This window comes from Candidatus Spyradosoma sp. SGI.093 (genome assembly GCF_050314555.1).
GTDB lineage: Bacteria > Verrucomicrobiota > Verrucomicrobiia > Opitutales > UBA953 > Spyradosoma.
Map to the genome: position 1 here is coordinate 29,606 of NZ_JBNPNH010000004.1, position 11,692 is coordinate 41,297.

The following is an 11,692-nucleotide window of genomic DNA, read 5'->3' on the forward strand; positions in this document are numbered from 1 at the left end:
CCGCTCAGAGCGCCGCCGAATCTCCCATGCGGACGTCCAGCCCCAGGGCCTGCATTTCCTTGACCAGAACGTTGAACGACTGCGGCGTTCCCGCCGCGAGGCTGTTGTCGCCCTTGACGAGATTTTCGTACATCTTCGTTCTGCCGGCGACGTCGTCGGACTTGACGGTGAGGAATTCCTGGAGCGTATGCGCGGCGCCGTAGCCTTCGAGAGCCCACACTTCCATTTCCCCGAGTCGTTGTCCGCCGTACTGCGCCTTGCCGCCGAGAGGCTGCTGCGTGATGAGGCTGTAGGGACCGACCGCGCGGGCGTGAATCTTGTCCGCGACGAGGTGGTTCAGCTTCATCATGTAGATGATTCCGACGACGACGTCCTGGTCGAACGGCTCGCCGGTGCGGCCGTCGAAGAGAATCGTCTTGCCGCTGTGCGGCAGCCCGGCTTCGTCGAGATAACCGCGGATCTTTTCTTCCGGAATGCCGTCGAAAATCGGCGTCGCGACCTTGATGCCGAGCTTTTTGCAGGCCCAGCCCAAGTGCGTTTCGAGAACCTGCCCGACGTTCATTCGGGAAGGAACGCCCAGAGGATTCAGGCAGATGTCCACCGGTGTGCCGTCCGGCAGGAACGGCATGTCCTCCACGGGAACGATGCGGGCGACGACGCCCTTGTTCCCGTGACGGCCCGCCATCTTGTCGCCGACCTGAATCTTGCGCTTCGCGGCGATGTAGACCTTGACGTTCTTGATGACGCCGGAATCGTCTTCGCCGGATTCGATCGCGGCGACCTTGCGGTCGCGTTCCGCCTCGAGCTCGTCGAAACGCTTCTGGTAATCCTCGACGATGCGCATGATCTTGATGCGGACGGGAGACTGCGGCATTTCGATGTATTTCGAAACGGACGCGAGCTTGCGCAGCAGCGTCTTCGTGATCTTGCGGCCCGCGGGAATGATGACTTCGCCGTTGTCGCTGTTGACGACGTCGAGCGGAATCTTTTCTCCGAGCAGAATGTTGGAAAGCGATTCCGTGAGCTCGTCGCGGAGCTTTTCGGACTCGGAGCGGAACGTCTCGTTCACGCTCTTGATCTGGCGGCGCATGTCGGACTGCGACTGCGTCTTTTCCGCTTCCTTGTCGGAACGGCAGGAGACCTTCACGTCCATGATGATGCCGTACGTTCCCGAAGGCACCTTGAGCGAGGAATCCTTAACGTCCGCCGCCTTTTCGCCGAAGATGGCACGGAGGAGCTTTTCTTCCGGCGCGAGTTCGGTTTCGGACTTCGGCGTGATCTTGCCGACGAGAATGTCGCCGGGGCCGACTTCCGCGCCGACGCGAATGACGCCGGAGCGGTCGAGATTGCGCAGCGCGTCCTCGCCGACATTCGGAATGTCGCGGGTGATTTCTTCCGGCCCGAGCTTCGTGTCGCGGGCCGTGACTTCGAACTCTTCGATGTGGATCGAGGTGAAGACGTCGTCCTTCAGCACGCGCTCGCTGAGCAGAATCGCGTCTTCGAAGTTGTAGCCGTTCCACGGCATGAACGCCACGAGAACGTTGCGGCCGAGCGCGAGCTCGCCGTCCTGCGTCGCGGCGCCGTCGGCGATGCACTGCCCCTTCTTGACCTTTTCGCCCTTCTTCACGACCGGACGCTGATTGAAGCAGGTCGTCGCGTTGGAGCGCAGGAACTTGCGGAGTTCGTACGTGATCGCGTCCTTGCCGTTTTCCTTGCCGTCCTTGGAAATGACGATCTTGCGGGCGTCCACGGAGGCGACGATGCCGTCCTCGAGCGCGAGCGAAACGGTCTTCGAGTCTTCCGCGACGCGCTGTTCGAGCCCGGTGCCGACGTAAGGCGCTTCCGGCTGCAGCAGCGGCACGCCCTGGCGCTGCATGTTCGAGCCCATGAGCGCGCGGTTCGCGTCGTCGTGTTCGAGGAACGGAATCAGCCCCGCCGCCACGGAAACGACCTGTTTCGGAGAAACGTCGATGTAGTCAACTTCCGTCGGATCGAGCGAAAGGACGTCGTCGCGGTAGCGCGCCGTCACCTTGCCGATGAGATTGCCCTTTTCGTCCGTTTCGGAGTTCGCCTGCGCGACCTTGTAGCGCTCTTCGTCGTCCGCGGTCATGTACTCGACGGTGTTCGTCACGCGTCCCTTCACGACCTTGCGGTAAGGCGCTTCGATGAAGCCGAACTCGTTCACGCGCGCATACGTCGCGAGCGAGTTGATGAGACCGATGTTCGGGCCTTCAGGCGTTTCGATCGGGCAGATGCGGCCGTAATGCGAAGGATGCACGTCGCGGACTTCGAAGCCCGCACGGTCGCGGTTGAGACCTCCCGGCCCGAGAGCGGACAAGCGGCGCTTGTGCGTGAGCTCGGACAGCGGGTTGATCTGGTCCATGAACTGCGAGAGCTGGCTGCGCGCGAAGAAGTCGCGCACGACCGTCGAAAGCGCTTTCGGATTGATGAGGCGGCCGGGCGTGATGGTCTCGACGCTCGGATCGAACATCGCCATGCGGTCGCGGACGTGGCGCTCCGTGCGCGCGAGGCCGATGCGGCACTGGTTCGCAAGCAGCTCGCCGACGTTGCGGATGCGGCGCGCGCCGAGGTGGTCGATGTCGTCCACGACGCCGTCCCCGCGCTTCAGGTTGCAGAGGTATTTCGTCGCCTGGACGATGTCCTCGATCTGAATGATGCGCGTTTCGATCGGCGTCTTGAGATTCAGCTTCTGATTGATTTTGTAGCGGCCGACGCTCCCGAGATCGTAGCGTTTCGGATCCTGGAAAAGGCGCTTCAGCAGCAGACGCGCGTTCGCGACCGTCGCGGGCTCGCCCGGGCGGAGCACTTTGTAGATGTCCTTCAGCGCTTCTTCCTCGTTGCGCGTCGGATCCTTCTTCAGCGCGCGGATGATGGCGCCGTCGTCGATCGACGTGTCGATGACGCGGACCGAGGCGATGCCGATCTTCTCGACTTCGCGCAGAATGGTCTTCGTGATCGGCTCGAACGCGCGCGCGAGAATCTTCCCTTTTTCGGAATCGACGATGTCCTCGACGAGAACGTACTTGGAGACGCCGTCCATTTCGATCGCCTTTTTGACCTTGAGCGTCTCGAAATTGTAGAACAGCTCCATGATTTCCGCGTCCGTCGAATAGCCGAAGGCGCGCAGGAGCGTCGTGATGAGAAATTTGCGGCGGCGGCGGCGGCGGTCCAGATAGACGTAGAGCAGATCGTTCTGGTCGAACTGCACTTCAAGCCAGGTTCCGCGGTCGGGAATGATGCGGAAGGCGAAAAGGGTTTTGCCGCTGGAGTGGTCGCTCTGCTCGAAGCAGAGACCCGGAGAACGGTGCAGCTGGCTGACGATGACGCGCTCGGCGCCGTTGACGATGAACGAACCGCGGTCCGTGATCAGCGGGATTTCGCCCATGAAGATTTCTTCTTCCTTGATGCGGTCGCCCTCTTCGCAGAGGCGCAGCTTCAGGAACAGCTTGACGGAATACGTGATGCCTTCGCGGATGCATTCGAGCTCCGTGTATTTCGGCGCTTCCAGGTTGTAGCTCACGTATTCGACGCGGCAGCGGCCGTCGTAGCTTTCAATCGGGAAAATTTCGCGGAAGACGCCTTCCAACCCAACCGGTCTGCGGCTCGCCGCCGGCAAATCACGTTGCAAGAACTCGTTGTAGGAGTTGATTTGATTTTCGATAAGATTCGGCGGAGGAATGATCTCGCTGAGAGTACCAAAATTTTTGCGCGTTGACATGGATAGTGTCCTTGTTGGGTTCAGTTAAAAATTTTGTATGTAAAAGGGGAGTTGAAGAGAAAGGACGAAAAACGCCCTTTCTCTTCAAACCGGAAATGCGGACAGCGCAACACTGTCCGCAACTCCGGATTTGAATGTGAGGAGAAGCTCAAGAAATTACTTGACTTCGACCGTGGCGCCGGCCGCTTTAAGCTTTTCCTCGATCTGCTTGGCTTCCTCTTTGGTGCAGCCTTCCTTAATGGCTTTCGGAGCGCTTTCGACGAGTTCCTTGGCTTCCTTGAGGCCGAGACCCGTGATCGCGCGGACTTCCTTGATGACGTTGATGGCGCTCGAGCCCTTGTTGACGAGAATGACGTCGAATTCCGTCTTCTCTTCAGCCGGAGCGGCGGCGGCACCGGCGGCGCCGGCGACGGCGACCGGAGCGGCGGAAACGCCCCAGAGTTCTTCGAGTTCCTTGACGAGAGCGACCATTTCCTTGACGGGCTGGGCGCTCAGCCATTCGATGACTTGTTCTTTGGTGATGTCTGACATAGTTTTTGTTTCCTTGAATGATTAGCGTCCGCGGAATTGCGGACATTTAAGGGGTTATCGCCCCTAACCGATTTCTTTGGATTGTTTTTCCCGAACCGCCGCGCCGACGGGAACGCCGGAACGACGGTCCGAAAAAGGGTTTCACTCCGCGGCGGCTCCGCTCTCCTTGTCGTTCTTCGCGACGAGAACGCGGACGAACGAGCCGGCCGGCGTCGAGAGGAGCGAGAGGAAGAGCGCGCGCGCTTCCGCGAGGGACGGGAGCTTGGAGAGCTCTTCGACGGCGTCCTTGTTCAGCAGTTCCCCTTCGACGACGCCCGCCTTGATTTCGAGACGGGACTTGTCCTTGAAGAACTTGAAGAGCACCTTCGCGACTCCGCTCGGATTGTCGCCGCCGGTGACGATGGCCGTGTGGCCCGTCAGGTACTGGGCGATGTCCGGAAGATTCGCGCTCTTCGCGGCGATGTTGAGAATGCTGTTCTTGACGACGTGATACTCCGCGCCGAATTCGCGAATCTGCGAACGGATCGAAGCGGCGTCGGCGACCGTGACCTGCGTGAAGTCCGCCAAAAGCAGATAGTTGGATTTGGCGAGGTGCTGCGCGACTTCGTCTACGAGAAATTTCTTTTCGGATCTCATGTTTTCTCGGTCCTTTCTTACGCGATGTAGGGTTTGACGTCAATCTTGACGCCGGCGCTCATCGTGGAGCTGACCGTCAGCGACTTGATGAACTTCGTGCCTTTCAGCGCTTCGGGCTCCGCCTTGACGAGAGCCTGAATCGCGGCTTCCGCGTTTTCGGCGAGCTGCTTGGCGTCGAAGGAACGCTTGCCGATGACGATGGCGATGTTGGCCGTCTTGTCCATCTTGAACTCGACGCGGCCGCCCTTGACCGCCTTGATCGTGGCGGGAATGTCGTCCGAAACCGTTCCCGACTTCGGGTTCGGCATCAGTCCGCGGGGACCGAGCACGCGGGCCACCTTGCGCACGTCCTTCATCGCGGAAGTCGTGGAAATGGCGACGTCGAAGCCGGTCCAGCCGGAGTTCACCTTTTCGATGAGATCCGCCAGACCCGCGGCGTCCGCGCCGGCGTCGAGCGCCTCCTGCGGATTTTCCGTGAAGACGATGACGGCGACCTTCTTGCCGCTGCCGTTCGGAAGCGAGACGGTCCCGCGGACCATCTGGTCGGACTGTTTGGGATCGACGCCCAGACGGGCGCTAATCTCGACGGTTTCGTCAAACTTGGCCTTCGGCATCTTCGCGAGCATCTCGACCGCCTCCGCGACGGAATAGGACGCCGCCAAATCGCCGACGGCCTTCGTTGCCGTATAACGTTTGGATTCTTTTTTCTGCATGTTTTCGACTTTCTTTGTCTCCTGCCTGATCGCAGTACGAATTCTTATCCGACGACCTCGATGCCCATCGAACGGGCCGTGCCTTCAATCATGCGGGCGGCCTGGTTCGCGTCGACGGCGTTGAGGTCCTTTTTCTTGATCTCGACGATTTCGAGAATCTGCTTGCGCGTCACCTTGCCGACCTTGTCCTTGTTGGGAACGCCGGAGCCGCTTTCGATCTTGGCGGCCTTCTTCAGGAGCACCGCCGCCGGCGGCGTCTTGAGGATGAACGTGAAGGACTTGTCCTGGTAAACCGTGATGACGACCGGGAGAATCATTCCCGCCTGGTCTTTCGTGCGAGCATTGTACTCCTTGCAGAACGCCATGATGTTGACGCCCTTCGCGCCGAGAGCCGGGCCGACCGGAGGAGCCGGATTCGCCGCGCCCGCCGGGAGCTGGAGTCTGATTTCACCTACTACTTTTTTTGCCATTTGTCTGTATTTTTAAAGTTTGATTTCGAACGTTGGAATCAACTTTCAACGACACGCTCCACTTGCCAGAACTCGAGCTCGACCGGCGTAAGACGACCGAAAATCGAAACGGAGACCTGCATCTTCTGACGCTCGACGTCGATGGAATCGATCGCTCCCGTCAGATTCACGAAGGGACCTTCGAGGATCTTCACCTCTTCGCCTTCGTGGAACTGCACCTTCGGGACGACCTTGTTCTTGGCGGCCTCGACCTGCTCCAGAATCTGATCGATTTCAGATTTCTTGAGCTTGACCGGGTGTTCGCCGCCAATGAAGTCGATCACGCCCTGCACATTGCGCACGAAGAACCAGGGCTTGTTGATGAGACGCCCCTCTTCGTCGAACAGACGCATGCGCAGGAAGATGTAGTTCGGATAAAGCTTGCGCTTCCGCTGCGTCTTCTTTCCGTTGCGGACCTCCTGGACAGTTTCGGTCGGCATCAGGATGTCCTTGATGTAGTCCTGCAGTCCTTCGATCTCGACGAACTTCTTGAGATAGTTCTCCACCTTCTGCTCCATGTTGGAGAGAGTCTGAATCGCATACCAATCAAAGCCGCTTTCCGCTTCCGCCTGTTCCATGGTGTCTGTCTTATTGAAAGTTGTTTTATGCTGGAAAAACGCCTAAGAAATTTTAGGCGCTCACAAGTTTGGTCAAAAATTGAATCAGGCTTCCCAAGGACAGGTCGAAGGCGAAGATGACGCACGTCAGAACGATCACCGCGACACAGACGACCGCCGTGTACTGGGCGAGTTCTTTCGGCTTAGGCCAGATCGCCTTCTTGAAGACCTCCGTGCAGGTTTCGTTGAAGAAACGCCGAACGGTCCCGACGAAGCTGAAGATTTTTGAAAACATTGCTTAAAGTGGCAGGGCAGGAAGGAATCGAACCCTCATATGCGGTTTTGGAGACCGCTGTTCTACCGTTGAACTACTGCCCTGTGAGTTTAGGTGCGGAAGCCGGGAACGGATAACGCTCCGTCCCGGCATCCGCGAAATCCCGTTTATCCTCGATTACTTGATGATGTCGATGATACGGCCGGAACCGATCGTGCGGCCGCCTTCGCGGATGGCGAAGCGCTGACCCTTTTCCATCGCGACCGGCTTGCCGAGTTCGATTTCGATCTCGACGTTGTCGCCCGGCATGACCATTTCCGTGCCGGCGGCCAGCTTCACGACGCCCGTGACGTCAGCCGTGCCGAAGAAGAACTGCGGACGATAGTTCGTGAAGAACGGCGTGTGGCGGCCGCCTTCTTCCTTCGTGAGGACGTAAATCTGAGCCTTGGCCTGCGTGTGCGGGTGGATGGAGCCCGGCTTCGCGAGCACCTGGCCGCGCTGCACCTGGTCCTTTTCGATGCCGCGGAGGAGCACGCCGACGTTGTCGCCCGCCTGGCCCTGATCGAGGCTCTTACGGAACATTTCGACGCCCGTGACCGTGGACTTCTGCGTGTCCGCGAGACCGATGATTTCGACTTCTTCGCCGACCTTGATGACGCCCTTTTCGATACGTCCCGTGGCGACCGTGCCGCGGCCCGTGATCGAGAACACGTCTTCGACGGACATCATGAAGGGCTGGTCGAGCGCGCGTTCCGGTTCCGGAATTTCGCTGTCGAGAACTTCCATGAGTTCCGTAATCGCCTTGTAGCCCGGGCCTTCGGCGTTGTTCGCGGCGGCGTCTTCGAGAGCCTGCGTCGCGGAACCGCGGACGATCTTGGCATTGTCGCCGTCGAACTCATACTTATTGAGGAGGTCGCGGATTTCCATTTCGACGAGCTCGAGCAGATCCGGGTCGTCGAGAAGGTCGCACTTGTTCAGCCAAACGACGATCTTCGGCACGCCGACCTGGCGGGCGAGAAGGACGTGTTCCTTCGTCTGCGGCATCGGTCCGTCGGCGGCGGAGACGACGAGAATCGCACCGTCCATCTGGGCGGCGCCGGTGATCATGTTCTTGACGAAGTCGGCGTGGCCGGGGCAGTCGACGTGCGCGTAGTGGCGCTTTTCCGATTCATATTCGACGTGCGCAGCGGCGATCGTGACCGTCTTGGTCGCGTCGCGGACCGTTCCGCCTTTCGCGATGTCCGCGTAAGCCTTGACGACCGCGAGACCTTTGCAGGCCTGGACGGCGAGGATAGCGGCGGTCGTCGTCGTCTTGCCATGGTCGATGTGACCGATGGTGCCGACATTGACGTGCGGTTTCGTGCGAACGTAGGTTTCTTTAGCCATATTCTGTATTTGTTTTAGTTGTTTATGATTATGTTGAAAATTCGTGGATGGAGCCCCCGAGCAGACTTGAACTGCCGACCTCGTCCTTACCAAGGACGCGCTCTACCGACTGAGCTACAAGGGCAACCGTCTCCTTCCCGTATCGCCGGAGCGGAACAAAAAGGAGCGGTCATTTTTTCATTTTCGGGGAAATCGTCAACACTTTTTTCAAAAAAATTATTTCCCCAGCCGGAAACGGTACTCGCCCGCGCCGCGGAGATGCTCCCGAGCCCAGGATTTCACGAGCTTCAGCGCCGCCGCGTCCGTCTTGCTGTCCTCCGACGAGGACACGATGTAGAACTGCCGCCGCGTCGGTTCGCCGTAGCAGAAGATCTCCACCGGGCGCAGCAGCATCTTCGGATCCTCGAACTCCGTCGCGGGAACGCCGTCGGCGACCGCCTTCCCGAAGAAGACCGCCGTCCCGCGCATCGAATCGAACACCGCCATCTTCACGCCGCCTTCCGCCCGAGCCGCCTCCTCAGCGTCGCCCCGCTGCCCGAACGCGCGGACAAGATCCCAGCGCTTCGCGGGAACGAAGACGTCCTTCTCGTCCGCCTCAAGATCGCGCGGCTCCAGCACCGCCCTGTTCCCGTCCGAATCCAGAAAGAATATGCCGCCGAAGGAAAGGTTCTCGTCCTGCGCCACGTCCAGCTCCGCCGCCAGATTCTCGTCGCCCCCGTTCCAGCGCGTCGGCAGAAAGAGCGGCGCGGAATCGCGCAGATCCTCCTCCTCGCTCACCTCGTCGGAAACGCCAATCCGCGGGAACGCCCGCTCCTCGGCGGCGCCGTCGAAACGCAGCTCCGGCGAAAACGCGAGAAACGCGCACGCGCACGCCGCGAGCGCGCAGAGGAACGCGCGCCGCTCGCTCACGAAAAAACGTTCGCGGACGGCGCGAAGCGCGCGGGACGAACGGCTCGGCTCTGCGGTATTCACGACGGAGAAAAATTTTCTCGCAAAGCGCCTTCTTTTGCCACCACAAAATTTCCGGTTGACTATTTCCGCGCGAAACTTTTTGATGCTTGCTCCTTTTTCGGCCTTACGGAGAGATGACAGAGTGGCCGATTGTGCCTGACTCGAAATCAGGTGTGCCGCAAGGCACCGGGGGTTCGAATCCCTCTCTCTCCGCCATTTTTCGCGAATCCCGCCCGCCTTCCGGACGGGATTCGTCGTTTTCCCCGCCCGCCGCGCGCCGCCCGCCCCCCCCCTCGGTTTAAAATACCGAGGGGAAAACGACTCCGAAGCCGCATAAACAAAAGGATTTCCCCCTCGGTCAAATCGCGCGGAATTTCAACCAGAGGGAAAGCGACATTCCTGTCGCTTCGGCGAAATCAGCTTTCGGGAAATTCAAAAAAGCGGCAGGAATGCCGCTTCTCCCCTGCATTCCCGCGATTTTTCGCCAAAGAAGAATTCCGTGCTTTCCCGTGTCTTCCGTGGTCGAAATTTCGGACTTGCCACCGGTATTTTAAACCGTCAGTGTTTCCTGCCATGTCAAAGAAGAATGACAGGAAATCCGAAGCTCCTCTGCCCGCGCTGGAGGCGTGGGAGCTCGCCGTGGTCGAAGTGTTCTGCCGCGGGGCCGCGATGCTCGGGCTGCGCAAGAGCGTCGGCATGGTTTACGGCGCGCTCTACTGCGCGGACGAGCCGCTCGCGATCACCGACCTGCAGGAAAAGCTCCTGCTCTCGCGCGGCGCGTGCGTGGAGGCGACGCAGCTGCTGCGGCGCTTCGGCGCGATCCGCGTCGTGATCCGGCTCGGCGAACGCAAGGACTTCTTCGAGGCGGAGACGGACCTGAAAAAATTCGCCGCGGGAGCGCTCCACGAGATTCTCCTGCCCGCGTTGGAAAAGACTTCGCTGCGCCTGGATCACGCGTCGAAGCTCGCGCGCGGGAACGCCGCGAAGACGAAGATCGCGAAGCTGCGCGCGGCGAAGGACGCGCTCGCCTCACTCGTTCCCGCCGTCGAAAAAATCCTCGGCTGACGCGGAAAAAAGGAACCGCGAATGGACACGAACAAAGCTTCCGCGAAAAGCCTTCTCCTGCCGGCGGTTTCGATCGTCGTGCCCGTGTACGGCGTGGAAAAATATGTCGGGCGCTGCTTCGATTCCGTCGCCGCGCAGACGTATCCGAACCTCGAATGCGTTTTCGTGGACGACCGCGGGCCGGACGCGAGCATGGACGTCCTGCGGGAACGCATCGCCGCCTACCGCGGGAACGTCCGCTTCCGCGTCGTGCGCCACGAACGCAACCGCGGCCTCTCCGCCGCCCGCAACACCGGCGCCGACGCCGCGACCGGGGAATACGTCTATTTTCTCGACAGCGACGACCTCCTCACGCCCGACTGCGTCGCGCTGCTCGCCGAGCCTCTGCGCGAACGCCGCGTCGATTTCGTGCTCGGCAACTACGCTTCCGGGGGCGACCGATCGTGCTTCATTCCCGTGAAGGCCGCCGACGGCTTCATCCGCGGGAACGCCGAAATCCGCGCGCGCTATCTGCGAGGCGAGTGGTTCATGATGGCGTGGAATCGCCTCGTGAAGCGCGAATTTCTCGTCCGCGAAAACCTGCGTTTCGCCGAGGGGCTGCTCCACGAGGACAATCTTTGGTCGTTCCAGCTCGCGTGCGTCGCCGAATCGATGTGCGTCGTGCGCGCGCCGACCTACGTCTACACGATCCGCGGCAATTCGATCATGACCGCGAAGTCCCGAAAAAATCTCGATTCGCTCGTGCGCATCGCTGACGAAATGGACGCGTTCGCGCGGGAACGCACCCTGTTCGGCGACGCCGACGTCGTGCGCTTCGTCGCGTCGTGGCGGGAGGGGCTGACGTTCAACGCGCGCCCCTACGGCGCGTCGTGGGAGACGTATCGTTCCGCCGTGCGTTCCCGCGGATTTTCTCGAAAAACTTTCGCGGCTCTCGGCGCGGCGGGGAAACTGCGTTACCTGCACCACCTGCTTCCCGCGCCGCTCGGCTTCGTTTATGTGCTCGCCGTCGCGAAGGCGATCGTCGTCGCCGCGTTTTTGAAACGGAGGTTTTTCCGATGAACGAAAACGCGCTTTTTGGGGAAGCGACTTTCCAGTCGCTTTTCGGAAACCTTTTTCAAGGAAATTTCTTTCGGAGGGACTTCGCCAAGCGACAGGAATGTCGCTTCCCCAAAAGCGTTCCCGCGAATCGAGCGGCGAAATTTCGTCCTTCGGGAACCGCTCGCCGCGGGAACGAAGACAGGAATGTCTTCGCCCCCAAAAACCTCTTCCTTCCGGGGAAGCGACTTGGCTCCACGCCTCGCTTTCCAGTCGCTTTTCGGAAACCTTCTTCA

The 11,692-nt window shown here is 60.1% G+C and carries 11 protein-coding genes and 3 tRNA genes; 3 read left to right on the forward strand and 11 right to left on the reverse strand.

Annotation, left to right across the window (positions count from 1 at the left end):
- Window positions 1-4 precede the first annotated feature (4 nt).
- The 11 genes from rpoB to ACQREB_RS05440 all read right to left on the reverse strand — a co-directional run bounded on the left by rpoB (window position 5) and on the right by ACQREB_RS05440 (window position 9,317).
- Window positions 5-3,739: a DNA-directed RNA polymerase subunit beta gene (rpoB, locus tag ACQREB_RS05390; protein WP_427766219.1), complete on the reverse strand. Its 3,735-nt coding sequence runs from the start codon at window positions 3,737-3,739 to the stop codon at window positions 5-7.
- 156 nt (window positions 3,740-3,895) lie between these two features.
- The gene (gene rplL, locus ACQREB_RS05395; protein ID WP_427766221.1) at window positions 3,896-4,270 is read right to left on the reverse strand and encodes a 50S ribosomal protein L7/L12; all 375 of its coding nucleotides are present in this window, start codon (window positions 4,268-4,270) and stop codon (window positions 3,896-3,898) included.
- 141 nt (window positions 4,271-4,411) lie between these two features.
- Complete coding sequence (gene rplJ, locus ACQREB_RS05400; RefSeq protein WP_427766223.1) at window positions 4,412-4,906, reverse strand: 50S ribosomal protein L10; 495 nt, start codon at window positions 4,904-4,906, stop codon at window positions 4,412-4,414.
- Window positions 4,907-4,923: 17 nt separating this feature from the next.
- Window positions 4,924-5,619 (reverse strand): 50S ribosomal protein L1, encoded by a 696-nt coding sequence (gene rplA, locus ACQREB_RS05405; protein ID WP_427766225.1) that lies wholly within the window; start codon window positions 5,617-5,619, stop codon window positions 4,924-4,926.
- A 44-nt stretch (window positions 5,620-5,663) separates the two neighbouring features.
- On the reverse strand, window positions 5,664-6,089 hold the full coding sequence (gene rplK, locus ACQREB_RS05410; protein ID WP_427766227.1) for a 50S ribosomal protein L11: 426 nt from the start codon (window positions 6,087-6,089) through the stop codon (window positions 5,664-5,666).
- Between the two features lie 38 nt (window positions 6,090-6,127).
- Window positions 6,128-6,706 carry a transcription termination/antitermination protein NusG gene (nusG, locus tag ACQREB_RS05415; protein WP_427766230.1) on the reverse strand — a complete coding sequence of 193 codons (579 nt, stop codon included), beginning with the start codon at window positions 6,704-6,706 and terminating at the stop codon, window positions 6,128-6,130.
- Between the two features lie 52 nt (window positions 6,707-6,758).
- Window positions 6,759-6,980, reverse strand: a complete 222-nt coding sequence (gene secE, locus ACQREB_RS05420; protein ID WP_427766233.1) for a preprotein translocase subunit SecE — start codon at window positions 6,978-6,980, stop codon at window positions 6,759-6,761.
- A 9-nt stretch (window positions 6,981-6,989) separates the two neighbouring features.
- Window positions 6,990-7,063, reverse strand: a tRNA-Trp gene (locus tag ACQREB_RS05425).
- 73 nt (window positions 7,064-7,136) lie between these two features.
- Complete coding sequence (gene tuf / locus ACQREB_RS05430) at window positions 7,137-8,345, reverse strand: elongation factor Tu (protein ID WP_427766236.1); 1,209 nt, start codon at window positions 8,343-8,345, stop codon at window positions 7,137-7,139.
- A 48-nt stretch (window positions 8,346-8,393) separates the two neighbouring features.
- Window positions 8,394-8,469, reverse strand: a tRNA-Thr gene (locus tag ACQREB_RS05435).
- Between the two features lie 92 nt (window positions 8,470-8,561).
- The gene (locus tag ACQREB_RS05440) at window positions 8,562-9,317 is read right to left on the reverse strand and encodes a hypothetical protein (RefSeq protein ID WP_427766239.1); all 756 of its coding nucleotides are present in this window, start codon (window positions 9,315-9,317) and stop codon (window positions 8,562-8,564) included.
- Between the two features lie 107 nt (window positions 9,318-9,424).
- Between ACQREB_RS05440 and ACQREB_RS05445 the strand changes: the two genes are divergently transcribed.
- The 3 genes from ACQREB_RS05445 (at window position 9,425) to ACQREB_RS05455 (ending at window position 11,420) form a co-directional block, all read left to right on the forward strand.
- A tRNA-Ser gene (locus ACQREB_RS05445) sits at window positions 9,425-9,512 on the forward strand.
- 357 nt (window positions 9,513-9,869) lie between these two features.
- Entirely contained in the window at window positions 9,870-10,361 is a 492-nt protein-coding gene (locus ACQREB_RS05450; RefSeq protein WP_427766241.1) for a GbsR/MarR family transcriptional regulator, read from the forward strand.
- A gap of 21 nt (window positions 10,362-10,382) precedes the next feature.
- Complete coding sequence (locus ACQREB_RS05455; RefSeq protein ID WP_427766244.1) at window positions 10,383-11,420, forward strand: glycosyltransferase family 2 protein; 1,038 nt, start codon at window positions 10,383-10,385, stop codon at window positions 11,418-11,420.
- Window positions 11,421-11,692: the final 272 nt, after the last annotated feature.